Raw genomic sequence first — 25,432 nt, 5'->3', positions numbered from 1 at the left:
CCCGTCGTGATGGGCATCGAGAGCTCGTGCGACGAGACCGGTGTCGGCATCGTCCGTTGGGTGGGTGACGGCACCCTCGAGCTGATGGCCGACGCCGTCGCGTCGAGCGTGGACGAGCATGCCCGCTTCGGCGGTGTGGTGCCGGAGATCGCATCCCGCGCCCACCTCGAGGCCATGGTGCCGACGATGCGGCGCGCCCTCGACGAGGCCGGGATCGAGAAGCCGGACGCGGTGTGCGTGACCATCGGGCCGGGCCTCGCGGGAGCACTTCTCGTCGGTGTCGCCGCCGCCAAGGCCTACGCGGCAGCGTGGAACGTGCCGTTCTTCGCGATCAACCACCTCGCGGGCCACGTCGCGGTCGACACCCTCGAGCACGGACCGATGCCGCCCTGCGTGGCGCTGCTCGTCTCCGGTGGCCACACACATCTGCTGCACGTCGAACATCTCGGCAAGCCCATCGTCGAACTCGGCACCACCGTCGACGACGCCGCGGGTGAGGCCTTCGACAAGGTCGCGCGGCTTCTGGGACTCGGTTATCCGGGCGGTCCCGAGGTCGACAGGCTGGCCCGGGAGGGCGACCCCACCGCGGTCGTCTTCCCGCGGGGTATGACCGGTCCGCGCGACGCGCGTCACGACTTCTCGTTCTCCGGTCTCAAGACCGCGGTGGCCCGCTTCGTCGAGGCGAAGGAACGTGCGGGCGAACCGGTGCCGGTCGCCGATGTCGCTGCGGGTTTCCAGGAGGCGGTGGCGGACGTGCTCACCATGAAGGCCGTGCGGGCCGCCCAGGATCTCGGTGTCGACACGCTCGTCCTCGGTGGCGGAGCGACCGCCAACAGCCGGCTCCGCGAACTCGCCGAGGAACGGTGCGCTGCCGCAGGTATCACCCTGCGTGTGCCGCGACCGAAGCTGTGCACCGACAACGGCGTCATGATCGCGTCGCTGGGCGCGCATCTCATCGCCGCGGGGGCGCAGCCGTCCTCGCTGGGCGCTGCGACGGATCCGGGCCTGTCGGTGTCGGTGTCGCAGATCGTGGCCTGACCGTTCCCGACCGACTGCCACCCGAGGAGGGCGCGCTGCCTAGGTGGGAGCGATCTCCGAGGTCCCGGAGCCGGTGGTGGTCTCTCCGGTGGTCGTGTCGCCCGTCGTGGTCTGTCCGGTGGACGGCACGGTCGTGCTCTCCTCCGTGACGGACGCGATCGTCGAGGACACGTCGGTCGGATATGCACCGGTGGACGATGCGGACGGCGACTCGGTCGGCGATGTGGTCGACGGGGGTGTCGGGCTCACACCGGTGCTCGGTTCGGTCGTCTCCGGATCGGTGGGCGCAGGGCTCGTCGTCTCCGGCGGTGTCGTCGGCTCGGTGGTGTCGGGAGCGGTGGTGTCCGGTGCCGTGGTGTCGGGAGCGGTGGTGTCCGGTGCCGTGGTGTCCGGAGAGGTCGTGTCCGGAGCCGTGGAGTCCGGATCGGGCCTCGGTGCGGTCTCGGAATCCGGCGATGTGAGCGGTCGGTCCGTCTCGGACTCTTCCTCCGCTGTCGACCCGGGAGTCGGCACCTGATCGATCGGGGTGGGCGTCACCGTGGTGCTCGTCGACTCGGGCGCGGTGGGCCACGGATCCTGGGTCGACGGAACGGTGTGCTCGACGGTCGGCAACGGCCAGGGAACCGTCGTCGGCGTGGGTGCGTCCTGGGTGCTCCGGGACGTCACGGGTTCGGGCGGCGGGTCGTGGGACGGGACGGCCGACTCGCCGGGACCGGCCTCCTGCGTGGGGACGTCGCCGCTCGTGAAACGCGGCGAGACCTGGGCGTCGCTGCTCTCGCGTTCGGTGAAGTGCTGGGTGGCGAAGCCGGCCATGATCGCACTGAGCACCAGGAGCCCGGCGACCGCACCGGAGACACGACCCGAGGATCGGTTGCCGGTGCGCGACAGGGCACCGACCACGGTGTATCCGACCGAGGACGCGGAATCGGCCGACAGTGCCGCACCGATCGCGGCAGCCGCTCCCGGCTCGGGGACGGTGACGATCTCGCCGTCGAACTCCGCCGAGATCGCCGCGGCGAGGACGGGGGACGCGGCAGCACCTCCGATGAGGGCCATGGTCTCGGGAACCGGATCGGTGCTCGAGCAGATGCGCCGGGTGAACGCCGCCGCTTCGTCGGCCAGATCGGTCGTCAGTTCGTCCAGTTGCGCGCGGGTGAGGGTGACCGTCGCGTCGGGACCGGCCTCGGCGATGTCGATGCGGGTCGTCGGCGCCGAGGAGAGGGCCTCCTGGGCACCCTGGCACCGGGCCGCCAGCAGGCCGGGGTCGATCTGCCGCCGGGTGCGCATCCGCTCGGTGGCGTTGCGGACATGATCGAGTACACGTGCGGTCAGGGCATCGCCGCCGACGGTCTCGGTGCGTGCGGACCGCAGCAGGGTGCCGGTCTCGCGGTCGAGGACGGAGACGGTCGTGCCGGTGGCTCCGATGTCCACGAGCGCGATCGCGCCGGGTTCGCGACGGACTCCCACGGTGTAGAGGTATTCGAGGGCGGCGGTGGTCTCCGGAACGAGACGGACCATGTGGCCCGTCCGCTCGGCGGCCGTGCGGATCTCGTTCGCCTGCTCCTCGGTGCGGTATGCGACCGTGATGATGTCGGGGCCGTCGGCTCCGCGGGCGGTTCCGCGAGGAGACGTGAGCGAGACGGCGTCGAAGACGAGATCTCCGAGATCGCGCCCGGGCTGGGACTCGGAGGCGAGTCTGCGGAATTCCGTTGTGGGCGCGTGTGCAGCATCGACGCGCAGGGCCGAGCCGACGCCGGAGGCGCCGACGGAGATGCCGAGCGACGTGGGCATTGTTCACCTTCCGTGCGTGATCGACGACCAGGCGTCCAGGGCCTACCTCGGCTGAGGTCACCGAACGATCACGCTCATGGGTTTCCGTTATTCAACCGTAACATGACGCCGGGTTCGATGCAGGTCGGCGTGTTTGCACCCGTTGCCCTTGAGCGCTGGCACTCGCGTGTATAGAGTGCTAGTGACACCGAGCGCCGGCCCGGCACCCGCGACGACGGGACGCGTGCGGAGTCACCGTGATGACTGAACACACCCGTGTTCGAGAACACCGGTTCTCGGACCCCATTACCCCTGAAAGTGGAGGGCTCATCGTGGCGAGCGTGAACATCAAGCCGCTCGAGGACAAGATCCTCGTCCAGGCCAACGAGGCCGAGACGACGACTGCCTCCGGCCTGGTCATCCCGGACACGGCGAAGGAGAAGCCCCAGGAGGGCACCGTCGTCGCCGTCGGCCCCGGCCGCTGGGACGAAGATGGCGACAAGCGCATCCCGCTCGACGTCAAGGAAGGCGACGTCGTCATCTACAGCAAGTACGGCGGAACCGAGATCAAGTACGCCGGCGAGGAGTACCTGATCCTGTCTGCGCGCGACGTCCTGGCTGTCGTCGCCAAGTAGGCCGCTTGCATTCCGCCCCGGTGTCCCGTTTCGGACCCGGGGCGGAATACGTTGGGGAACATCCGAGTCCAGGAGTAGTCGCAGAACATGTCCAAGCAAATCGAGTTCAACGAGACCGCGCGCCGGGCTCTCGAGCGCGGTGTCGACCAGCTGGCCGACGCCGTCAAGGTGACGCTCGGCCCGCGTGGCCGGCACGTCGTGCTCGCCAAGGCATTCGGTGGTCCCACCGTCACGAACGACGGTGTGAGCATCGCCCGTGAGATCGAGCTGGAGGATCCGTTCGAGAACCTCGGCGCCCAGCTCGTCAAGAGTGTCGCGACCAAGACCAACGACGTCGCGGGTGACGGCACCACCACCGCGACCGTTCTCGCCCAGGCGCTGGTCAAGGCCGGCCTGAAGAACGTTGCCGCAGGCGCCAATCCGATCTCGCTCGGAGCCGGTATCGCCCAGGGTGCGGACAAGGTGAGCGAGGCACTGCTCGCGTCCGCCACTCCCGTCGAGGGCAAGACCGCCATCGCGCAGGTCGCCACCGTGTCCTCGCGCGACGAGGAGATCGGCGAGATGGTCGGCGAGGCGCTGACCCGCGTGGGGAAGAACGGTGTCGTCACCGTCGAGGAATCCTCCACGCTGCACACCGAACTGGTCGTCACCGAGGGCGTGCAGTTCGACAAGGGCTTCCTGTCGCCCTACTTCATCACGGACATCGAGGCGCAGGAAGCAGTCCTCGAGGACGCGCTCGTCCTGCTCTACCGCGAGAAGATCAGCTCGCTTCCCGACTTCCTCCCGCTCCTCGAGAAGATCGCGGAGTCCGGCAAGCCGGTCCTGATCATCGCCGAGGACATCGAGGGCGAGCCGCTGTCGACCCTGGTCGTCAACGCGATCCGCAAGACCCTCAAGGCCGTTGCCGTCAAGGCTCCGTACTTCGGTGACCGTCGGAAGGCGTTCCTCGAGGACCTCGCCGTCGTCACCGCGGGTACGGTCATCAACTCCGATCTGGGCCTGACCCTCAAGGAGGCCGGACTCGACCTGCTCGGTTCGGCCCGCCGCGTCGTCGTCACCAAGGACAGCACCACGATCGTCGACGGTGCCGGCACGGCCGAGGACATCGAGGCACGCGCCGCCCAGCTGCGTCGCGAGATCGAGGCCACCGAGTCCGACTGGGATCGCGAGAAGCTCGAAGAGCGTCTGGCGAAGCTCGCCGGTGGCGTCGCCGTCATCCGCGTGGGTGCTGCGACCGAGACGGACCTCAAGGAGCGCAAGTTCCGCGTCGAGGACGCCGTCAACGCCGCGAAGGCGGCCATCGAGGAGGGCATCGTCCCCGGTGGCGGTTCGGCTCTCGTTCAGGCCGCGCACTCGCTCGAGGAGCTCCAGGCGTCCCTCTCCGGCGACGCTGCCACGGGTGTCGCTGCGCTGCGCACCGCGCTCACCGCGCCGCTGTACTGGATCGCCACGAACGCCGGCATCGACGGTGCCGTGGTCGTGAGCAAGGTTGCCGAGAGCGGTAAGGGCTTCAACGCCGCGACCCTCACCTACGGCGACCTCGTCGCCGAGGGCGTCGTCGATCCGGTGAAGGTGACGCGCTCCGCCGTCGTCAACGCCGCGTCGGTGGCACGCATGGTGCTCACCACCGAGAGCGCCGTCGTCGACAAGCCGGAAGAAGACGCCGAGGCCGGCCACGGCCACGGCCACGCTCACTGAGCGACCGGCCGCGGACCCGCCCAGCGGGTCCGTAGGCCGCCCCGGACGTGAAAGTCGTTCCGGTCGGCACGGATACAGCGAGGCCCCGCAAGGAATGTTCGCATTCCCTGCGGGGCCTTCGTCGTATCGACGGTCGTATCGACGCATCTCCTCCAGCCGGCCTCCCGGTCGTACCGTCACGGTCGTGTCGACATGGTCACGATCGTGACGGCTTCGTCACGGGGCGGGTGAGCGCCTCACACGGCGATCTTCCGCCGTCGTTGCCTCGTGTACATCTCCCGTTCGGTCTCCGACATGCCACCCCAGATGCCGTACGGTTCGGCGACGGCGAGGGCGTGGTCGCGGCAACGGGCCAGCACGGGGCAGGTGCGGCACAGCTCCTTCGCGCGGTTCTCCCGCTGGGCGCGGGCACGACCGCGCTCTCCGTCGGGGTGGAAGAACACCGAGGAGTCCACACCACGACACTTGCCGTGCATCTGCCAATCCCAGAGGTCCGCGTTGGGGCCGGGCAGTGTGTGTGGTGCAGGCATGTGGCACTCCTTTGCAGCAAGCTCGCGTGAGTTGTGCGAGCGGACCGTGGACACATCGGGATTCCCGCTGTGATCCGAATCAAACAAACTCACCGTAGGATCTGTATCGATTCGTCGTCAATATTTTCGACGAGTGGGATAGTCCATAACCGAACGGCCAAGATTTAACCGCGGAAATATTTACTTTCGTGAGGAGTCGTGCCTGTGCGCTGCGGGCGGGGGCGATCCGGGGTATTGTCCGCTCCCGACGTGGGTCGAAGGTCCCTTACTCGCTGGTAACCCGGACTTTCGGTGGCCGAAGGTGGCTCCGACTCGGGCTCGGAGGGCCGGGTCGGCACCTTACATGCGCCACGCATGTTTTAACGCGATGTTTAACAAAATGTTCGGAAATGTCTTCTGTGCATCCCTGCGTTCCAATCGTCGAGACTATTTGCGCTCACGGTGAGAATTTCTCTCCGACAAATGCCCGGCGTCGGCCCCGGAGCCCCGCGTATCGCCGGAATCCGCTGGTGCGATGATTCCGCGATGGCACATCCCGACGCCCGCCCGGAGGCGGCACCGACACCGTCCGACCGCCACGCGATCCTGGTCGCCGCGGCCTTCGGTCCGACGCCGGGGGCACATCCGCTCCCCGCGGCGCACGGACCCGAACAGAGCTGGCTGCGGGCCGTCGCGCTCGGTGGGCAGGGGCGTTACGCCGCCGCGCGGGCCGAGCTCACCCGAGTGCGTGGCACCGGAGCAGTGTGGTCGTCGTTCGGAGCGAGCACCGAGGCCTCCCTCCTCCGTCAGTTGGGTGGGCATCGTGCCGCCGCAGTGCTGGACGGACGTGCTCTCGTAGAGGCGGGGTCGCTGCGAACCGGCTCCGGGAACACTGTCGCCGCACGGCGCGACGCCGACACTGTCGCTGCATCGCGCGACGCCGCTGCTGTCGCTGCATGGTGCGACGCCGCCACGGGGTTGGCGGCCGATGCGCTCGGGCGGGGCCGTCTCGCGGTCTGCGGGTCGCTCCTCGACCGATGCGCAGCCGCGCTCGACGCTGCCGAATCGGAAGCGGGGGAGAAGGCCTTCGTTCGGCAGCGGATCCGTCTCGCGTGGGTCGGGGCCGAATCCGCTCTCGCGGCAGGCGACTTCACCCGTGCTCGCAGCCGGGCGGACCGCGCGGTGGAACTCGCGGACGGATTCGGATCGATCCGGCACGCCGTGAAGTCCGACCTCGTGCGGGCGGCCTCTCTGACCGGACTGCCCGACCCCGGTCCGGCCGTGGAACTGGCCGCCGACGTCCTCGCGCGCGCGGAGGAACACGGACTGGTTCCGTTGCAATGGGCCGCGGCGATGCTCCTCGACGGACTCGGAGGGGGTGATGCGGGTCGCGTCCGTGATCTCGATGCGGGTCGCGTCCGTGATATCTGCGCGACCACCATCGTCGGGCGTGGGGGCCGGTTCGTGACCTCGTCCGCCTGCTGAGTTCCACTCGCGCGCGGGGGATGACCCGACCGGTCGTCGTTGTAGTTACTCTGGGGGTGTTCCACGGTCAGGTGGAAGCCCGCCCGGGGGGTGGTGCCGTCTGTAACGCCAGGACTTGCGCAATCGATGACTGTTATGGGTGAGGAGCTGGACTCCGCGGTTGCTGCGGCTGCGCAAGGCGACCGGGCGGCTCTCGCTCAGGTTCTTGCAAGTGTCCGGCCCCTCGTCGTGCGGTATTGCCGCGCACGGGTCGGATCTGCAGAGCGCGGCCAGCTCTCTGCAGACGACGTTGCACAGGAGGTGTGCCTGGCCGTGATGACCGCTCTGCCGAGATATCAGGACCAAGGCCGCCCCTTCATGGCGTTCGTATACGGGATCGCTGCTCACAAGGTCGCCGACGCGCACCGCAGTGCGGCCCGCAACCGCGCGGAACCCGTGGCGGATGTGCCGGAGGTGATGTCGCTCGACGACAGCCCCGAGGAATACGCGATCAACTCCGAGGCGGGCCGGCAGATGAAGCAGCTGCTGGGCATCCTGCCGGAGAAGCAGCGCGAGATCCTCATCCTCCGTCTCGTCATGGGATTGTCGGCCGAGGAAACGGCCGCAGCTGTGGGTAGTACTGCAGGAGCGATCAGGGTGGCCCAGCACCGGGCCATCGCGAGACTCAAGAAGGAAGTCACGAGAGCAGGTGAGCGGAATGGGTAGGGGGCGTTTCTCGGGCGACGGCTTCGACGACGAATTTCCCGACGACGAAACCTCCGTGGACCTCGCCGCCGTGCGCCGTGACGACGCGCTGATCGACGCGATCTCCGGTAACGGGCTCGTCGAGACGAAGGACACAGAGGAGTACGAACTTGCCACGCTGCTCGCCGACTGGCGTGCGGAGATCCTCGCCGAACCGATGCCCGCCGGCCCCGACCTCGACGAAGTGGTCGCCGCCGTCCACCGGGAACTGGGAACACGGGAAACGCTCGCTCCGGCCCCGGAGGTCACCCCTCTGCGCCCGAGATCGAAGGGGCAACTCCGGTTGCTCCGTCCGCTCGCAGGTGCAGCAGCGCTCGTCGCCGTCGCCGTCGGCAGCGCGACCGCGGTGTCCTACGGCGCCGAACCCGGCGACCCGTTGTGGGGCGTCAAGCAGGTCGTGTTCAGTGAGCAGGCGCAATCCACCGAGGCCCGGATCGACACCACATCCACCCTGGAACGTGCAGAACAACTCATCGCCGAGGGCAACACGGAGGAAGCACGCGAGTTGCTGACGTCCGCGGAGTCCCGTTCCGGCGATGTCCGGGACGCGGAGGAGCGCGATGCGCTCGGCGACTGGCTGGAACGCCTCGCCGAGGAACTCGGCCGGTTGATTCCGCAGGTGCCTCCGCCGCCGGCGGTGCCGGTGGCACCCGAGGTACCGGTGGCTCCGGGCGCCGTCGTTCCGCCGCCGGTCACGACACCCGGCACGGAAGGTCAGCAGCCCGCTCCCACGACGGGCACGGGTACCGACACGGGCACCACCGCGCCGCCCACGTCGTCGTCGACCGTGGATCCGACCATCCTGCAGGCGCCGCCTCCGGTGTCCGACACGTCCACGCCGTCGCAGACCGCGCCGCCGTCGTCGTCTTCCAGCACGCAGCCGTCACCTGCGCCGAGCGAACCGCCGCCGGCGACGTCGGAGTCCCAGACCACTGCACCCACCACGACCGCGTCGTCGCCGCGGTCGACGCAGGACGGGCCCGCCGCCGATATGGCGCCGGCGTCGCTCACGACGCCGGAAGGCGAGTAGAACCAACGAGAGAACGGGCCCGGCAGCAGATGCTGCCGGGCCCGTTCTCTTGTCGAAGTGCCGTGATGCGTGGTTCGCAGTGGGCGGAAGGACTCAGGAATCCAGACCGTAGGGGTCGACGGGAAGAGCCTCGTTCATGGACGCATCCGCATAGCCGCGGCAGTAGTCCCAGGTGACATAGGCGTCGGGTGACGGATCGAAGGCCGGCTCGTGCGGTCTGACGGTGCCGTCGACGAGCAGCTGCAGCAGGTTCGCCCGCAGCATGTCCCAGTCGTGGTAGTGGTCCTGGTGGCAGTCCTCGCAGCACACCACGAGTCCGCGGACGCCGCGGGGAGCCAGCAGCGCCTCGTAGACGGCCAGGTCTGCGAGGTCCTCTTCCACCGCGAGCCGCTCCGCAGGATCCAGGGGCTGGCCCGGCTCGATCGCGTCCAGTGCTGCGGACGGATCGTCGGGGTCTCCTGCGAACGGGTCCGGTGGGAGTCCGGGAGGCAACTGATCACGCACGACTCCACGGTACGCAGACCGAGGGGGTCTGCGCCAGCGGTCGCCAGGGGACACGCCGTGAAATCACACGAGGTGATGTGACGAACATCAGGGAACAGGGTGGGAGCCGAGCTTGTTCCCCGGAGCAGATAACATGAATGGGTGCGTGCCGCTCTCCAACCGCCCGTCGGTGCGACGAGCGTGCACTGCCTTCATTCATTCCCGCTGCCGGACGGTTCTGCCGTCCGCTCCCATCGACTGTCACGGAGGGTCCGAACCGCATGAGTAGTACCGGAGGGCGCGTGCACACCGGCGGTGACGACCCGAACAAGGTCGCAATGCTGGGTCTGACCTTCGACGACGTGCTGCTGCTTCCCGCGGCTTCCGACGTCGTCCCGAGTCAGGTCGACACGTCGAGTCAGCTCACCCGCGAGATCCGTCTGCGGATCCCGCTGGTCAGCTCCGCGATGGATACCGTCACCGAGTCCCGCATGGCCATCGCGATGGCCCGGGCCGGCGGCATGGGCGTGCTGCACCGCAACATGCCTACCGAGACGCAGGCCGGGCAGGTCGAGACCGTCAAGCGGTCGGAGGCCGGCATGGTCACCGATCCCGTCACCTGCAAGCCGACCGACACGCTGGCCGAGGTCGACGCGATGTGTGCGCGATTCCGCATCTCGGGTCTGCCGGTGACCGACGACGAAGGTCAGCTCGTCGGCATCATCACCAACCGCGACATGCGGTTCGAGGTCGACCAGAACCGCCCGGTCGCCGAGGTCATGACGAAGGCTCCGCTGGTCACGGCCCGCGAAGGCGTCACCGCGGAGGCCGCGCTCGGTCTCCTGCGTCGCCACAAGATCGAGAAGCTGCCGATCGTCGACGGTCAGGGCAAGCTCACCGGCCTGATCACCGTCAAGGACTTCGTCAAGACCGAGCAGCACCCCAACGCCACGAAGGACCGCGACGGCCGCCTGCTCGTCGGCGCCGCCGTGGGTGTCGGCGACGACTCCTGGACCCGCGCCATGACGCTGGTCGACGCCGGAGCCGACGTCCTCGTCGTCGACAGCGCCCACGGCCACTCGGCCAACGTGCTGTCGATGATCTCCAAGCTCAAGACCGAGGTCGGCGACCGCGTGCAGATCATCGGCGGCAACGTCGCGACCCGCGCGGGTACCGAGGCGCTCATCGGCGCCGGTGTCGACGCGGTCAAGGTCGGTATCGGCCCCGGCTCGATCTGCACCACGCGTGTCGTCGCGGGTGTCGGCGCGCCGCAGATCACGGCGATCCTCGAGGCGTCCACGGTGGCGCGCGCCCACGGCGTGCCGGTCATCGCCGACGGCGGTATGCAGTTCTCCGGCGACGTCGCCAAGGCCCTGGCGGCCGGTGCGTCCACCGCGATGCTCGGTTCGCTGCTCGCCGGCACCACCGAGTCGCCGGGTGAGCTGATCCTGGTGAACGGCAAGCAGTTCAAGAGCTACCGCGGCATGGGGTCGCTCGGCGCGATGCAGAGCCGCGGCGAGGCCAAGTCGTACTCGAAGGACCGCTACTTCCAGGACGACGTGCTCTCCGAGGACAAGCTCGTGCCCGAGGGCATCGAGGGACGTGTGCCGTTCCGCGGTCCGCTGCAGCAGGTCACGCACCAGCTCATCGGTGGTCTGCGTGCAGCGATGGGCTACACCGGCGCGACGACGATCGAGCAACTGCAGGAAGCGCAGTTCGTGCAGATCACCGCCGCCGGCCTCAAGGAGAGCCACCCGCACGACATCACGATCACCGCCGAGGCACCGAACTACGTGGTCCGGTAGTTTTCGCGTCCGCAGCAGGGTCCCGTTCCGAGTAGGACGGGAGCATCGTCCAAGAGGAGAAAGGGGCGCGCGTGCGCGACCTCGTTGAAATCGGCATGGGTCGCACGGCCCGACGTACGTACGAGCTGGGCGACGTCGACATCGTCCCGTCGCGCCGGACGCGTTCGTCGAAGGAGGTGTCGACGGCCTGGCAGATCGACGCCTACCGTTTCGACATCCCGGTGCTGGCGCATCCCACCGACGCGCTGGTGTCGCCCACCTTCGCGATCGAGCTGGGCAAGGCCGGCGGTCTCGGCGTCATCAACGGCGAGGGCCTGTGGGGTCGCCATGCCGATGTCGATGCCGTCGTGGCCCGTCTCGCGGAGATCGCGAGCACGGATCCGCGCGCGGCCGTCCGCTACCTGCAGGAGCTGCACGCGGCTCCGCTGCAGGGTGATCTGCTGGCCGCCGCCGTCGCACAGGTGCGGGATGCGGGTGTCACCACCGCGGTTCGCGTCAGCCCGCAGAACGCTCGGGCGCTCACGCCCGAGCTCGTGAAGGCGGGTATCGATCTCCTCGTCGTCCAGGGCACCATCATCTCGGCCGAGCACGTGGCCCACGGTGAGGACGAGCCGCTGAACCTCAAGACGTTCATCTCGGAGCTCGACGTGCCGGTCATCGCCGGTGGTGTCAGCGATCACCGCACCGCGCTGCACCTGATGCGCACGGGTGCGGCCGGTGTCATCGTCGGCTTCGGCTCCACGAAGCAGGCGACCACCACGTCTTCCTCGCTCGGCATCGGCATCCCGATGGCCACCGCCATCGCCGACGCCGCTGCGGCCCGGCGCGACTACCTCGACGAGACCGGTGGCCGCTACGTCCACGTGCTCGCCGACGGCGACATCGAGAATGCCGGCGACCTCGCGAAGGCGATCGCGTGCGGCGCCGACGCGGTCGTGCTCGGCGCGCCGCTGGCTCTCGCCGAGGAGGCCGCAGGCAAGGGCTGGTACTGGCCGTCGGTGGCCGGACATCCGTCGATGCCGCGCGGCGCTGCCGTCCGGATCGCAGAGGACGAACGACCGGGCCTCGGCCGGGTTTTGTTCGGCCCGTCCGACGATCCGTCGGGCTCGCTCAACCTCGTGGGTGGTCTGCGTCGATCGATGGCGAAGGCCGGATACTCCGATCTGAAGGAATTCCAGAAGGTCGGTCTGTCCGTTCGCGGATAAAGACCTTCCCGGTACATCCCGATGGCCGGTCACAGCGTCGCAGGACGCGGTGACCGGCCATCGGCGTTTTCGCCCATGGTTTTCGTGCAACTCCACGTAACGGGTAGAGTCGGAGCTGTGCCTGTAGTCACACCGCCGAGGTGCATACTGGCCGGTAACAACTCTCGTCGCTGGAGGTTCCATGGGTAAGCAACGGGTCACGGACTACGACGTCCTGATCGTCGGATCGGGTTTCGGTGGAAGCGTCACGGCGTTGCGCCTGGTGGAGAAGGGCTACAAGGTCGGCGTTCTCGAGGCCGGTCGTCGCTACGCCGACGCCGACTTCGCGAAGACAAGCTGGGACCTGCGCCGCTTCCTCTGGGCGCCGAAGTTCGGTTGCTTCGGCATCCAGCGTGTCCACCTGCTACGCGACTGCCTCATCCTCGCCGGCGCGGGCGTCGGCGGCGGGTCGCTGAACTACGCCAACACCCTGTACAAGCCGCCGGCAGCCTTCTTCGAGGACCGCCAGTGGGCCGGCATCACCGACTGGCACGACGAGCTCAGCCCCTGGTACGAGCAGGCCAAGCGCATGCTGGGCGTGGTGCAGTACGGACGGATGACCGACGCCGACAAGGTCATCAAGTCCGTCGCCGAGGACATGGGCGTCGGAGACACCTTCGTCCAGACCCCCGTCGGCGTCTTCTTCGGCGAACCCGGCCGCACCGTGGCCGATCCCTACTTCGGCGGCGCCGGCCCCGACCGCACCGGCTGCATCGAGTGCGGCGAGTGTATGACCGGTTGCCGGCACGGTGCCAAGAACACCCTCGTGAAGAACTATCTGGGTCTCGCCGAGAGTGCGGGAGCCGAGATCGTCCCGCTGACCACCGTCACCGATCTCCGGCAGGCCGCCGACGGCACCTGGGACGTGATCACCGAACGCACCGGCGCGTGGGTCCGCAAGCGGCGGCGCACCTACACGGCCGCGCACGTCGTCCTCGCGGCCGGAACGTGGGGCACGCAGCACCTGCTGCACCACCTCAAGGACACCGGTGCGCTGCCCGAGCTGTCCGACAAGGTCGGCGAACTCACCCGCACCAACTCCGAATCGATCGTCGGTGCCGGGAAGATGAGGATCGACCCCGATCTGAAGCTCACCGAGGGTGTCGCGATCACCTCGTCGTTCCATCCCACCCCCGACACGCACATCGAGCCCGTGCGGTACGGCAAGGGATCGAACGCGATGGGCCTGCTGCAGACCCTCATGACCGACGGCGACGGACGCACCCCGCGCTGGGTGAAGTTCCTCGGGCAAGTCGCGCGGAACCCCGTGAAGATGCTGCGGATGCTCTCGGTGCACCGGTGGAGCGAGCGCACCATCATCGCGCTGGTGATGCAGAACCTCGACAACTCCATCACCACCTACACGACCAAGGGTCTGTTCGGCCGTCGCAAGGTCACCAGCAAACAGGGCCACGGGCAGCCGAATCCCACCTGGATCCCGGCCGGCAACGAGGCAACGCGCCGCATCGCCGAGAAGATCGACGGTGTCGCGGGCGGCACGTGGGGTGAGATCTTCAACATTCCGCTCACCGCACACTTCCTCGGCGGTGCCGTGATCGGATCCGATCGCGACCACGGGGTGATCGATCCGTACCACCGCGTCCACGGCTATCCGACGCTGAGCGTCGTCGACGGGGCCGCGGTCTCCGCGAACCTCGGCGTGAACCCCTCGCTCACCATTGCGGCGCAGGCCGAACGCGCTGCGTCGTTGTGGCCCAACAAGGGTGAGGACGACCAGCGTCCCGAGCAGGGACAGCCCTACCGTCGTGTCGCGCCGGTCGAACCGAAGAACCCGGTGGTGCCCGTCGACGCGCCCGGTGCGTTGCGACTGCCGGTCGTCGAGGTCAAGCACAGCGGCGTCGCGTAGCGACCCGGAAACGATCGGATGAGCGGCCGCGTCGGGAACACCCGGCGCGGCCGCTTAGACTGTTCGGGTGTCGTCGCAAAGCCAGCAGTCCAGACCGGTCGTCGTCGTCGATTTCGGAGCTCAGTACGCGCAGCTGATCGCTCGGCGCGTTCGTGAGGCCAACGTCTACTCGGAGGTCGTGCCGCACACGGCCGGTGTCGAGGAGATCGCGGCGAAGAATCCGCGCGCAGTGGTGCTGTCCGGTGGCCCCGCCAGCGTGTACGAGGAGGGCGCACCGCGCCTCGATCCCTCGCTGTTCGATCTCGACGTCCCCGTCTTCGGTATCTGCTACGGCTTCCAGGCGATGGCGCAGGCGCTCGGCGGCACGGTCGCGCACACCGGCTCGCGCGAGTACGGCCGCACCGAGCTGTCGGTGTCCGGAGGTGTGTTGCACGACGGCCTGCCCGAGACGCAGCCCGTATGGATGAGCCACGGCGACGGTGTCACCGAGGCTCCCGAGGGCTTCGAGGTCACGGCCACCAGCGCCGGCGCCCCGGTCGCGGCGTTCGAGGACCGCGCCCGCCGCCTCGCCGGTGTCCAGTACCACCCCGAGGTTCTGCACTCGCCCCACGGCCAGCAGGTGCTGAGCCGGTTCCTGCACGACATCGCCGGGATCCCGGGCGACTGGACCGCAGCGAACATCGCCGACGCGCTCGTCGAGCAGGTTCGTGAGCAGATCGGCGACGGACGTGCGATCTGCGGCCTGTCCGGCGGTGTCGACTCCGCTGTGGCGGCCGCACTGGTGCAGCGCGCCATCGGCGACCGTCTGACCTGTGTGTTCGTCGACCACGGTCTCATGCGCGAGGGTGAACGGCAGCAGGTCGAGAAGGATTTCGTCGCCGCGACGGGTGCCCGCCTGATCACCGTCGACGCATCCGAGACCTTCCTGCGCGAGCTCGCCGGCGTCACCGACCCCGAGACCAAGCGCAAGATCATCGGCCGTGAATTCATCCGGTCCTTCGAGGGCGCGGTCTCCGAGGTGCTCGGCGAGGGCGCCGACAAGGGCGAGACCGTGAAGTTCCTCGTGCAGGGCACCCTGTACCCGGACGTCGTGGAGTCCGGCGGCGGCTCCGGCACCGCGAACATCAAGAGCCACCACAACGTCGGTGGACTTCCCGAGGACCTCGAGTTCGAGCTCGTCGAGCCGTTGCGACTGCTGTTCAAGGACGAGGTGCGCGCGGTCGGACGTCAGCTCGGCCTGCCCGAGGAGATTGTCGGCCGCCAGCCGTTCCCCGGCCCCGGCCTCGGCATCCGCATCATCGGTGAGGTCACCCGCGACCGCCTCGAGATCCTGCGCCGCGCCGACTCGATCGCCCGCGAGGAGCTCACCTCCGCCGGCCTCGACGGACAGATCTGGCAGTGCCCGGTCGTGCTGCTCGCCGACGTCCGCAGCGTGGGTGTGCAGGGCGACGGCCGCACCTACGGTCACCCGATCGTGCTGCGCCCGGTCTCCAGCGAGGACGCGATGACCGCCGACTGGACGCGCCTGCCCTACGAGACCCTCGAGCGGATCTCCACCCGCATCACCAACGAGGTGGCGGAGGTCAACCGAGTGGTGCTCGACGTGACGAGCAAGCCCCCGGGAACGATCGAGTGGGAGTGATCCTCACTCGCGTGTGGCCGAGTGGGAGTGATCCCACTCGCGTGTGACTGCGTGGGAGTGATCCTCGCTCACCGGAGGCGGTGAGACGACGACGTCCCCCGGACCGATCAGGTCCGGGGGACGTCGTGTAGGTGGGTGGCTACCTCCGGCGGTTGGGGAGGAAGACCAGCACCGCTCCGATCAGCAGGGCCGCGCCCACCAGGACCCACCCGAGGTCGACGGCTGCGAGGAACTCGACGGAGAACGGTCCGATCATGGCCCATCCGCTCACGACCAGCGCTGCCAGTGCGGCCAGGAGGAGCAGGAGCGACGGTCCCTTGCGGGTGCGCTCGGCCCGATCCTCGGTGTGTGTTCCGGTTTCGTGATCAGCCACGACGCACCTCCAGAGATCCGAATTCCATGTTCGCGTTCAGGTTCAGAACCGGCCCGTCGTCGACTCCGTCGGCGCCGCCGTCGATGCCGGGGGCGGGGCATCCCCTGATCTCACCGGGGCCGACCGTGCAGTCGGCGCGGACGTCGAGGTTCTCCGGAAGCAGCACCTCGACGCTGCCGAAGCGGCCGTCGACCTGCACCGTCCGGTCCTCGGTGAGTTCGAGTCCCCGCAGGTCGAGGGTCATCGCCCCGAACTGGAAGCTGTACTCGGGCTCGAGCTGGTCGGCGCTGGTCGGAGCCCAGGTCCGGTTACCCCAGTTCGAGGTGTCGACCGGTCCGGCGATCGAGGCGAGGACGACGAATCCCAGCAGGGGACCGGTGACGACGAGCAGTCCGTGACCACGGTGCAGGAACGCGCCGATCAGCAGGCCCAGACCGATGACCGCGAGGGCCACGGCACCCACCCGGGCGGGGGTCACCCAGGCCAGGTCGGCGGCGGCGCCGAGCGCGCCGGTCACGGCAGCGGCGATCACGGCGAGGCCGAGAACCGTCGTGGTCAGGCGCGAGCGACGATTCGTGACGACCGCGGGTTCGTGTTTCGGCGCCGGCTCGGGCAGATCCCATGCGAACGGGGCGACCCCGAGGGGATCCCATGCCGGCGGTGCCGAACGGTGGGGCGTGAGCTCGTCGACACCCGGGAGCGGAACGTCGGTGTCCTTGCGTAGGTCGGGCATCGGGGACGTCTTCCTCTCCGTCGTATCGGTGGACGCTGTGGTTCCGGTGCCCGGAGCAGGGGCGTCGGTGCCTTGGGCGGGGGTGCCGGTGGCCGAGGCGTCGGTGATGTCCATGGCCTCCGTCGCGTCGGTGGCCTGCGCAGGCGGGGTCGCCTCCGCGCTCGGTGTCGCCGTGGCCGCCGGACCCGCGTGCATGTTCCATGCACCGGTGTGCGCGCCCCACGGGGAGCAGTACGAGTTCGTCACCGGAGGCTGAGGAAAGGCCCCCTGGGTGGGGAAGGACGTTCCCTCGGGCGCCGGCAGTACCGGCGGTTCGGGACGCCGCTGATAGAGCAGCCACCAGCCGCCGAGCAACAGGAGCGTTCCGATGAATCCCGAACCACCCGAACCCGCACCCACCGGTCCGATGGCGCCCGCCGCGATCGCCAGGGCCACGAGGATCACGACGACCTTGGTGGTCGAGTCCGAGCTCGGACCCCGCCCGACGAGCGATTCGAGCGAGGAGACCTGGTCGCCGTGACGGGGGAACATCAGCCAGGCAGCCAGGTAGAGGACGAGACCGCCACCGCCGAACAACGCCGACGCGACGAAGACGACACGGATCAGCACGGGATCGACGCCGTAGCGCACTCCGATACCCGAGCACACACCCGCGATGTGCCCCTCCTTCGGCAGACGCACGGGGCGGGTCCGCCACATGTCCGCCACCTGGTCCTGAAAGCTCCTCGTGTCCATGGCACCCATCCTGCTGGGCTTCTGCGCGCGGCACATCAGGGACCAACCCTGATTTCCGAGGGTCCGATCGGAACCCGGACATCAGGGTTCGTCCCCGATGCCGGGCCGGCGATCTCCGTGCCAGTATCGAGGTGTGCAACCGGTACCTGGATTACCCGTGACCGTTCCCCGCCTCGAACGGCGGGTGGGCGGTCGCATCGTGGGTGGTGTGGCCGGTGGTGTCGCCGATCATCTCGGCATCGACGCCACCAAGGTGCGGGTCGCGTTCACGGTGCTCGCCGCCCTCGGCGGCTTCGGGATCGCGGCCTACGGCCTGCTGTGGATGTTCGTGCCCCCCGGCTCCGACACCGATCGTCCCACCGGCCCCGAACGTCGCCGCGCCATCGGCCTCGCCTTCATGGGTATCGGCCTGGCGGTGGGCCTTTCGTGGCTGTTCAGCGGTGGTGCGGCAGGCGTGGTGCTGCCGATCGTCGTGGTGGTCGTCGGTGCGGCGCTCGTATGGCGCGAATTCGACGTCGAAGGTCCCCGATCGGTACTCGGCCTGCCCGCGCACCCGACGGTCCTCACGTGGGCCCGCGTACTCGGCGGCCTGACCCTCGTCGTCACCGGACTCGGGGTGATGGTCATCGCGCAGGTCGACGTCGCGGCGCTGCGGTCGTCGCTGGTCGCCGTGGTGGTCACGCTGGTCGGTGCGGCCCTGCTGTCGGTTCCGCTGTGGATCCGGATGTGGCGTGCCCTCGAAACCGAACGTGCAGCCCGGGTGCGCAACGAGGAGCGCGAGGAGATCGCGTCGCACCTGCACGACTCGGTGCTCCAGACCCTCGCGCTCATCCAGAAGCAGGCGGGCGACCAGCAGGAGGTCGTGCGGCTCGCGCGCAGCCAGGAACGCGAACTGCGCCGCTGGCTGTTCGGCGGGGACGAGACGCCGAGTACCTCTCTCGCCGAGACGCTGCGCACCATCGCCGGTGAGGTGGAGGACCAGTACGGCTTGTCCGTCCAACCCGTCATCGTCGGCGACGTCGCGCCGGACGACAGCGATCTGACCCCGGAGGCCGCGACCGCCGTGCTCGGCGCGACCCGCGAGGCACTCGTCAACGCCGCCAAGCACGCCGGGGTGGACAGCGTCGACCTCTTCGCGGAGGTGGAACCGCATCAGGTGAGCGTGTTCGTGCGCGATCGCGGCGTCGGATTCGATCCCGACGAGGTGCCGACCGACCGGCAGGGGCTGGCCAAGTCCATCCGGGCGCGCATCGAACGTCGCGGCGGCCGGACGGTCGTGAAGTCGAGTCCAGGCAAGGGAACCGAGGTGCGCATCCATGTGCCGCGCGCCGGCCGGACGGATACCGAACGCGAACAGGACACCGAGTCGACCTTAGAGTGGGGGGTGAACGACCCCCACCCCGAGGAGCAGACACAGTGACTTCGATTCCGGCGACATCCTCCGATGCCACCGAGAACAACCGTCCCTATCGTGTCTTCCTGGTGGACGACCACGCGGTCTTCCGCTCCGGAGTGCGCACCGAACTGGGGCGCGAGGCCGACATGGAGATCGTCGGCGAGGCCGGAGGAGTCGCCGAGGCCGTCGCCGGGATCGAGGCGAGCAAACCGGATGTCGTGCTCCTCGACGTCCACATGCCCGACGGCGGCGGTGTCGCCGTCCTCCAACGGATCCCGGACGGCCCGGTCTGCCTTGCACTCAGCGTGTCCGACGCGGCCGAGGACGTCATCGCCGTCATCCGCGCGGGCGCCCGCGGGTACGTGACGAAGACGATCTCCGGCCCGGATCTGGCCGACGCCGTCCGGCGGGTCGCCGGGGGAGACGCCGTGTTCAGCCCGCGTCTGGCCGGTTTCGTGCTCGACTCGTTCACCGGCCGGTCGGCCGCACCTGAACCGCCCCTCGATCCCGAACTCGACTCGCTGACGCCGCGCGAACTCGAGGTGCTGCGTCTGCTCGCTCGCGGCTACACCTACCGCGAGATCGCCGAGGAACTCGTGATCTCGGTGAAGACCGTCGAGACGCACGCGTCGAACGTGCTGCGCAAGACACAGCAGTCGAACCGCAACGCGCTGACCCGGTGGGCGCACCGGCGCCGTATCGACTGAGGGTGGGGTCGGATCAGACGACCAGCGCGATGACGACGGCGATGAGCAGCGCCACCAGAATCACCGCGAGCATCGCCGCCATCGCCAGGGGCGCATAGGCGACGATGCGGTCCTGCGGGTTGTCGGGTACGGGACCCTTCGGCAGCAGTCGGTCGAGCAGATCCGCCGGGGCGAAACCCTTCGCCGACTTCCTCGGACCACCGGTGGACTGCGTCGCGGCACCGAGGGGGCGGTCGACGAAGGATCCACGGGGACGTGCGGGTTCGGCGAAGTGCGCGGAACGCTGCGCCCACGACGGGATCGTGCCGTCCTCGTTCTGGATGGGACGGCCGCGCAGGGCCGCCGCCGATCCGCCCGGTCCGAGGACCACGCGGGCGAGGAGATCGCGTGCCTGCGCCATCGTCGGGCGTCGCGCCGGATCGGGCTGGAGCATCTCGAGCAAGGGTTCGGTGAGCGGACCGGTGTGCGTGGGCATGATGATCTCCGCCCGGGCGACCCGGTGCAGCAATGCGATCGAGTCGGTCTCGAAACCGAAGGGCGGTTGCCCCTCGACGGCGGTGTAGAGGGTCGCGCCCAGCGAGAAGACGTCGCTGGCCTCGGTGGGGTCGTTGCCGCGCGCGACCTCGGGTGCGAAATAGGCGGGGGTGCCGATGATCACGCCGTCGGGGTCGTTGTCGCCCTTCGCGCGGGCGATGCCGAAGTCGCTGATCTTCACGATGCCGGCGTCGCGGCCGCGCTCGGCGATGAGGATGTTGCCGGGCTTGACGTCGCGGTGGACGATGCCGGCGGCGTGCGCGGCAGCCAGGGCGTCGGCGACGTTCGCGCCGATCTGCGCCACCACGTACGGCGGGAGGGTGTCGACGACGTTCATCACCTGCGCCAGGCTGCGGGACGGCAGGTGTTCCATGACGAGCCACGGTTCGCCGTAGTGCAGTGCCATGTCGTACATCGAGATGGCGTGCTCGTGGGCGAGCTGGGCGGCGGCCCGGCCCTCGCGAAGCGCTCGGCGGCGCAGATCCTCGGCCTCGTCGGGATCGAGGTCTGCGGTGGAGATCACCTGCTTGACGGCGACGTCGCGGCCCAGACGGTTGTCGCGGGCGAGCCAGACGGCACCCATGCCGCCACCGCCGAGCTTGGAGTCGAGCCGATATCGACCGGCCACCAAGTGATCCGGCCCTACGGCCCGTCCTGCCCACGCCTGCTCCGCCACTCGATCGAGAGTAGTCGATCGGAGGTGTCCGGCCCGGCCGAAAAACGTGTGAGCTGCACTGTAGTCACCGGCGGGGGCGGTGCTTCCGGCTTGACGGGAAGGATTCGGGTCGGTTCTACTTGATGAAGATCGAAAGTATGTTCGAATAGAGTGCGAGCCGGGCCACGACTTCCCCGTGGTCGGCCGGTCGTGTGTGTCAGGCGGCAGGCGGATGACAGGGGTGACAGTGGGCGAGGTGGCCGAATTTCCGGTGGACGACGAGGAAGCGGGTCGTGCGGAGCGGATCGAGGCACTGCGGCGTCGGATCGCGGCCGTGCCGGCGCGCGGTGAGGTCCAGTCCGTCGCGCGAGGCCGGGTCGAGGCCGCCTCCGACCGCATCCTGCCCGTCCCGACTCCGCTCGCGGAACTGTTGCCGCAGGGCGGACTGGTACGCGGCAGCGTCGTCTCGGTGTCCGGAGCCACCTCGCTTCTCCTCGGGATGCTCGCGTCCGTGACGGCCTCCGGCGGGTACGCCGCCGTGATCGGTCAGCGCCGGCTGGGTCTGCTCGCCGCCGCCGAAATGGGCGCCCGTCTGCACCGGCTGGCCGTGATCCCCGATCCCGGACCGGATCCCGTGGAGATCGCCGCGGTGCTGCTCGACGGGATCGACCTGGTGGTGCTGGGACTCGGTGGAGCATCGGTGCCCCCGTCCCGCGCTCGTGCGGTCGCCGCCCGGGCGCGGAGCAAGCAGTCGGTCCTCGTGGTCACGGACGGTCGCTGGGAAGGTGCCCACGTGCGGCTGGAGGCGCGGGTCGACGGGTATCGGGGTGTGGACGGTCCCGGCCGGGATCGCCTGTGCGCGACCCGCCTGTCGGTCCGAGCGCACGGGCGGGCATTCCCTCCGCGCGCCACCCGCGTGGAGGTGTGCGCCGACCGCAGTGCCGTCGAATGGGCGAGTGAAGAGCGGAATCGGCTGGAGGACGGGCGTTTCCGTAAGGCGGTCCGGTGAACGACTCGTCCTCTCTGCGGGCACCCGCGCGGGTCGTGGCCCTCTGGTGCCCCGACTGGCCCGCCGTCGCCGTCGCCGCCGCCGCGGAGCTGCCCGCGATCGTCCCGGTGGCGGTGGTCTCGGCGAATCGTGTCGTCGCCTGCTCGGCCTCGGCGCGGGCCGCGGGTGTCCGGCGCGGCCTGAGGCGACGGGAGGCGCAGGCACGCTGCCCGGAACTGCATGTGGCCCGCTCGGATCCCGACCTGGAAGCGCGGACGTTCGAGGCGGTGGTGGCCGCGATCGATGCGGTGGCCCCGGGCGTGGAGGTGCTGCGCCCGGGTCTGGTGGTCCTCGCCGCGCGCGGTGTGGTCCGGTGGTTCGGTTCGGAGGAGGCCGCCGCGGAGGCCCTGATCGACGCGGTCGCGGCGACCGGCGTGGAATGCCAGGTCGGTGTCGCCGACGAGTTGTCCACCGCGGTCCTCGCCGCGCGACGGAACGCGCTGGTCCCGACAGGGAGGTGTGCCGAGTTCCTGGCGCCGTTGCCGGTCTCGTATCTCGCGGTGGAACCGGCGTTGGCGGCTCCTCGGCGGGCCGACACGGTGGATCTGTTGCGTCGTCTCGGTATCCGCACCATCGGAGCGTTCGCCGCGTTGTCCCCGATCGATGTGGCGTCACGCTTCGACGCGGACGTCGTCGCTGCGCACCGGAGCGCGCGGGGACTGCCGGAACGTCCCCCGTCGGGACGGCCGATCCCTCCGGACCTGACGGTCGAGCAACCCTGCGACCCGCCGGTGGAGCGGGTCGACGCTGCGGCCTTCGCCGGTCGCGCACTGGCCGAACTGCTCCACACCCGGCTCGCGGCAGCGGGAGTCGCCTGCACGCGACTGCTCGTGACGGCACGCACCGGGGCAGGGGAGGAACTCGCGCGCACCTGGCGCTGCGCCGAACCGCTCACCCCCGAGGGCACGGCCGATCGTGTGCGATGGCAGCTCGACGGATGGCTCACCGGCCGCAACACGAACCGGCCCACGGCGGGAATCGTGCTGCTACGTCTCGAACCGGTCGAGGTCGTGGCCGCCGGCGCGCTGCAGCTCGGGCTCTGGGGCGGTGTCGGCGACGAGGACGAACGCGCACGTCGGGCGCTCGTCCGGGTGCAGGGCCTGCTCGGTGGGGACGCCGTCCGGATCGGAGTGCTCGGCGGCGGCCGGGGACCCACCGAACGGATCGTCCTCGTGCCCGTCGGCGACGAGGCGATACCGCACTCAGACCCGGACGCACCGTGGCCGGGCCGGCTCCCGCCCCCGGCTCCCGCGCTGGTGTTGCACACACCTCCCGCGATCCGACTGGACGACGACGTGGGGAATCCGGTCTCGGTGACCGAGCGCGGACTGCTCAGCGGGTCGCCTGCTCGGCTGCGATGGGGAAGTCGCAGCTGGACGGTGATCGGATGGGCCGGTCCGTGGCCGGTGGACGAGTACTGGTGGGATCCGGCCGCAGCCCGGTGCGCCGCCCGTCTGCAGGTGCTGCTCGAGGAATCACGGGCCTTGCTGGTGTTCTTCGGCGCCGACGGCTGGCGGGTGGAGGGCGTCTACGACTGAGTAGGCTCGGACATCATGAGATCTCCGGTCCTCACCGTCGCGCCGAACGGGGTCGCCCTGGCGTATCGCGAATACGCTGCGTCCCGCGAATCCGCGGGGTCCGCCGCCCGTTCCGTGCCCGTACTGCTGGTGCACGGGATGGGTGGTGACGGGCGCACATGGACCCGGTTCGCCGGAAACCTGGTGAAGGCGGGCCGACGGGTGATCACCATCGACCTGCGCGGGCACGGACGCAGCGGCCGGGCCCCCTCGTACCGTTTCGACGAGTTCGCCGCCGACATCGCCGGCCTGTGCGCCCACCTCGGTGTCGAGGCCGTCGACCTCGTCGGACACTCGCTCGGCGGTCATGTGGGATCGCTGGTCGCGCAACAGAATCCCGGCCTCGTCCGGCGGCTCGTCCTCGAGGAGACACCCCTGCCGCTGCGGGAGGGGGATCCGGTTCCGGAGGTGCCGGCCCACCGTCCGACTCCCGCGGAGTTGTGGCACGCCGCGACCAGCATGGCGCTCAACCCGCGCGCGGTCACCGCCTTCGACCGCTCGATGACGCCGTCCGTCGTCGCCCAGTTCCACACACCGAATCCGGTGTGGTGGCAGCATCTTCCGTCCCTCGACGCCCCGACCCTGCTGTTGCGCGGAGTGCGGCGCGGCAGCATGGTCGACCCGCGCCTGCTGACGGCGGCAGTCGACGCGCTGCCTTCGGCCTCCGTGCGGGAGATCGGCTGCGGGCACAGCATCCACCGTGACCGTGCCCGCGATTTCGCAGCGGCCGTCGTCCCGTTCCTCACGGATCGAACGGTTGCCTAGACTGGACGATCGTGCGCATCGCGACCTTCAACATCAACGGAATCCGCGCCGCACAGCGACGTGGGTTCGAGAACTGGCTGCGTGAGCGCAACCCCGACGTGGTGGCCCTGCAGGAGGTACGCGCCCCGGCGGCCGCGATCCCGCAGGGAGTCTTCGGCAAGTACCACCTCGCCTACGAGGAGGGCACCCTTCCCGGCCGGAACGGCGTCGGGATCCTGACCCTGCACGAACCCGCCGCCGTGCGCACCTGGAGCGGTACCGCACTGCTGCGACTTCCCGGTGAGGAACACGTCGACCGGATCGGGTTCGATCGGGGGCCGCTGGCACGCGGACTGTCCGAATTCGCCCAGGAGGGGCGGTACGTCGAGGTGGATCTCGCCGATGCCCCGATCACCGTGGCGTCGCTGTACCTGCCGAAGGGCGGGCTCCCGGCGCACCTCCAGAAGCCCGGGCGCATGCGCGACGAACCGGACGGTGGGGTGCGCTACCAGCGCAAGATGCGGTTCCTGTCCGCCTTCGCCCGGCAGTTGACCCGCAGCCGGCTCGCGGCGCGCGCCCAGGGGCGGGAGTTCCTGATCATGGGTGATTTCAACGTCGCCCACACGCGCTACGACGTGCGCAACTGGCGGCGTCGCGGGCAGGCCGAGGGTTTCCTGCCCGAGGAACGCGCCTGGTTCGATTCGCTACTGTCGCCGCGCACGCTCGTCGACGTCGTCCGCCGGCATCATCCCGAGGTCGACGGTCCCTACTCGTGGTGGTCGTGGCTGGGGGAGTCGTTCGCCTCCGATTCCGGGTGGCGGATCGACTACCACCTCGCCACGCCGCGACTGGCCCGGACCGCGATCTCCGCAGGGACCGACCGCGATCCGGCGCCGGACCGGAGGATCAGCGATCACGCGCCGGTCGTCGTGGACTACGACATCTGAACCACTGAACGACCGACCACCGGCGTGGGCCGA

22 protein-coding genes are annotated in these 25,432 nt (G+C 69.5%); 16 read left to right on the top strand and 6 right to left on the bottom strand.

What is annotated here, in order from left to right; all coding sequences use genetic code 11:
- The first annotated feature begins 9 nt into the window (after positions 1 to 9).
- Positions 10 to 1,038 (top strand): tRNA (adenosine(37)-N6)-threonylcarbamoyltransferase complex transferase subunit TsaD, encoded by a 1,029-nt coding sequence (gene tsaD / locus U9J23_RS17000; RefSeq protein WP_088897727.1) that lies wholly within the window; start codon positions 10 to 12, stop codon positions 1,036 to 1,038.
- 39 nt (positions 1,039 to 1,077) lie between these two features.
- On the opposite strand, the gene U9J23_RS16995 is transcribed toward tsaD, so the two are convergent.
- Complete coding sequence (locus tag U9J23_RS16995) at positions 1,078 to 2,829, bottom strand: Hsp70 family protein (RefSeq protein ID WP_326598998.1); 1,752 nt, start codon at positions 2,827 to 2,829, stop codon at positions 1,078 to 1,080.
- 311 nt (positions 2,830 to 3,140) lie between these two features.
- On the opposite strand from U9J23_RS16995, the gene groES reads away from it, so the two are divergent.
- Both groES and groL read left to right on the top strand, forming a co-directional pair.
- Positions 3,141 to 3,443, top strand: a complete 303-nt coding sequence (groES, locus tag U9J23_RS16990; protein WP_006550071.1) for a co-chaperone GroES — start codon at positions 3,141 to 3,143, stop codon at positions 3,441 to 3,443.
- 87 nt (positions 3,444 to 3,530) lie between these two features.
- Positions 3,531 to 5,141: a chaperonin GroEL gene (groL, locus tag U9J23_RS16985; protein ID WP_272267138.1), complete on the top strand. Its 1,611-nt coding sequence runs from the start codon at positions 3,531 to 3,533 to the stop codon at positions 5,139 to 5,141.
- Between the two features lie 236 nt (positions 5,142 to 5,377).
- Here the strand turns inward: groL and U9J23_RS16980 are convergent, their stop codons facing one another.
- Positions 5,378 to 5,671 carry a WhiB family transcriptional regulator gene (locus U9J23_RS16980; protein ID WP_106199152.1) on the bottom strand — a complete coding sequence of 98 codons (294 nt, stop codon included), beginning with the start codon at positions 5,669 to 5,671 and terminating at the stop codon, positions 5,378 to 5,380.
- A 525-nt stretch (positions 5,672 to 6,196) separates the two neighbouring features.
- On the opposite strand from U9J23_RS16980, the gene U9J23_RS16975 reads away from it, so the two are divergent.
- The 3 genes from U9J23_RS16975 (at position 6,197) to U9J23_RS16965 (ending at position 8,909) form a co-directional block, all read left to right on the top strand.
- A complete protein-coding gene (locus U9J23_RS16975; RefSeq protein WP_326598990.1) occupies positions 6,197 to 7,135 on the top strand; it encodes a hypothetical protein in 939 nt (312 codons plus the stop codon).
- A 126-nt stretch (positions 7,136 to 7,261) separates the two neighbouring features.
- On the top strand, positions 7,262 to 7,840 hold the full coding sequence (locus U9J23_RS16970; RefSeq protein ID WP_019288580.1) for a sigma-70 family RNA polymerase sigma factor: 579 nt from the start codon (positions 7,262 to 7,264) through the stop codon (positions 7,838 to 7,840).
- The gene (locus U9J23_RS16965) at positions 7,833 to 8,909 is read left to right on the top strand and encodes an anti-sigma-D factor RsdA (RefSeq protein ID WP_145709401.1); all 1,077 of its coding nucleotides are present in this window, start codon (positions 7,833 to 7,835) and stop codon (positions 8,907 to 8,909) included. The genes U9J23_RS16970 and U9J23_RS16965 overlap by 8 nt, the downstream gene beginning before the upstream one ends.
- A 93-nt stretch (positions 8,910 to 9,002) precedes the next feature.
- On the opposite strand, the gene U9J23_RS16960 is transcribed toward U9J23_RS16965, so the two are convergent.
- The gene (locus U9J23_RS16960; protein ID WP_006550077.1) at positions 9,003 to 9,413 is read right to left on the bottom strand and encodes a DUF5319 domain-containing protein; all 411 of its coding nucleotides are present in this window, start codon (positions 9,411 to 9,413) and stop codon (positions 9,003 to 9,005) included.
- A 260-nt stretch (positions 9,414 to 9,673) separates the two neighbouring features.
- Here U9J23_RS16960 and guaB point away from each other — a divergent pair, with 260 nt between their 5' ends.
- The 4 genes from guaB to guaA all read left to right on the top strand — a co-directional run bounded on the left by guaB (position 9,674) and on the right by guaA (position 15,950).
- On the top strand, positions 9,674 to 11,197 hold the full coding sequence (gene guaB / locus U9J23_RS16955; RefSeq protein WP_059382360.1) for an IMP dehydrogenase: 1,524 nt from the start codon (positions 9,674 to 9,676) through the stop codon (positions 11,195 to 11,197).
- 71 nt (positions 11,198 to 11,268) lie between these two features.
- On the top strand, positions 11,269 to 12,402 hold the full coding sequence (locus U9J23_RS16950; RefSeq protein WP_059382359.1) for a GuaB3 family IMP dehydrogenase-related protein: 1,134 nt from the start codon (positions 11,269 to 11,271) through the stop codon (positions 12,400 to 12,402).
- A gap of 181 nt (positions 12,403 to 12,583) precedes the next feature.
- On the top strand, positions 12,584 to 14,308 hold the full coding sequence (locus U9J23_RS16945) for a GMC family oxidoreductase N-terminal domain-containing protein (protein WP_059382358.1): 1,725 nt from the start codon (positions 12,584 to 12,586) through the stop codon (positions 14,306 to 14,308).
- Positions 14,309 to 14,375: 67 nt separating this feature from the next.
- Positions 14,376 to 15,950, top strand: a complete 1,575-nt coding sequence (guaA, locus tag U9J23_RS16940; RefSeq protein ID WP_059382357.1) for a glutamine-hydrolyzing GMP synthase — start codon at positions 14,376 to 14,378, stop codon at positions 15,948 to 15,950.
- A gap of 139 nt (positions 15,951 to 16,089) precedes the next feature.
- On the opposite strand, the gene U9J23_RS16935 is transcribed toward guaA, so the two are convergent.
- A complete protein-coding gene (locus tag U9J23_RS16935) occupies positions 16,090 to 16,323 on the bottom strand; it encodes a hypothetical protein (protein ID WP_059382356.1) in 234 nt (77 codons plus the stop codon).
- Positions 16,316 to 17,791: a PspC domain-containing protein gene (locus U9J23_RS16930; protein WP_059382401.1), complete on the bottom strand. Its 1,476-nt coding sequence runs from the start codon at positions 17,789 to 17,791 to the stop codon at positions 16,316 to 16,318. Before U9J23_RS16930 ends, U9J23_RS16935 begins: the two co-directional genes overlap by 8 nt.
- A 97-nt stretch (positions 17,792 to 17,888) precedes the next feature.
- Between U9J23_RS16930 and U9J23_RS16925 the strand changes: the two genes are divergently transcribed.
- Positions 17,889 to 19,211 carry an ATP-binding protein gene (locus U9J23_RS16925; RefSeq protein ID WP_253250020.1) on the top strand — a complete coding sequence of 441 codons (1,323 nt, stop codon included), beginning with the start codon at positions 17,889 to 17,891 and terminating at the stop codon, positions 19,209 to 19,211.
- Complete coding sequence (locus tag U9J23_RS16920; protein ID WP_085470041.1) at positions 19,208 to 19,894, top strand: response regulator; 687 nt, start codon at positions 19,208 to 19,210, stop codon at positions 19,892 to 19,894. Before U9J23_RS16925 ends, U9J23_RS16920 begins: the two co-directional genes overlap by 4 nt.
- A gap of 13 nt (positions 19,895 to 19,907) precedes the next feature.
- Here U9J23_RS16920 and U9J23_RS16915 read toward each other — a convergent pair whose 3' ends face one another.
- A complete protein-coding gene (locus U9J23_RS16915) occupies positions 19,908 to 21,056 on the bottom strand; it encodes a serine/threonine-protein kinase (protein WP_272267143.1) in 1,149 nt (382 codons plus the stop codon).
- A gap of 274 nt (positions 21,057 to 21,330) precedes the next feature.
- On the opposite strand from U9J23_RS16915, the gene U9J23_RS16910 reads away from it, so the two are divergent.
- From U9J23_RS16910 to U9J23_RS16895, 4 genes are read left to right on the top strand one after another with little or no spacing between them, the layout of a single operon-like run.
- Positions 21,331 to 22,092, top strand: coding sequence for a hypothetical protein (locus U9J23_RS16910; protein WP_059382352.1), 762 nt, complete (start codon positions 21,331 to 21,333; stop codon positions 22,090 to 22,092).
- Positions 22,089 to 23,669, top strand: coding sequence for a DNA polymerase Y family protein (locus U9J23_RS16905; protein ID WP_059382351.1), 1,581 nt, complete (start codon positions 22,089 to 22,091; stop codon positions 23,667 to 23,669). Before U9J23_RS16910 ends, U9J23_RS16905 begins: the two co-directional genes overlap by 4 nt.
- A 15-nt stretch (positions 23,670 to 23,684) precedes the next feature.
- Positions 23,685 to 24,473 carry an alpha/beta fold hydrolase gene (locus U9J23_RS16900; protein WP_059382350.1) on the top strand — a complete coding sequence of 263 codons (789 nt, stop codon included), beginning with the start codon at positions 23,685 to 23,687 and terminating at the stop codon, positions 24,471 to 24,473.
- 11 nt (positions 24,474 to 24,484) lie between these two features.
- Positions 24,485 to 25,399: an exodeoxyribonuclease III gene (locus U9J23_RS16895; RefSeq protein ID WP_272267144.1), complete on the top strand. Its 915-nt coding sequence runs from the start codon at positions 24,485 to 24,487 to the stop codon at positions 25,397 to 25,399.
- Positions 25,400 to 25,432: the final 33 nt, after the last annotated feature.

This window comes from Rhodococcus sp. PD04, from assembly GCF_035918275.1.
In the GTDB taxonomy this organism is placed as follows: domain Bacteria; phylum Actinomycetota; class Actinomycetes; order Mycobacteriales; family Mycobacteriaceae; genus Rhodococcus; species Rhodococcus rhodochrous.
The sequence above is the reverse complement of the archived record's forward strand: the minus strand, read 5'-3'. Positions and strand labels throughout refer to the sequence as shown.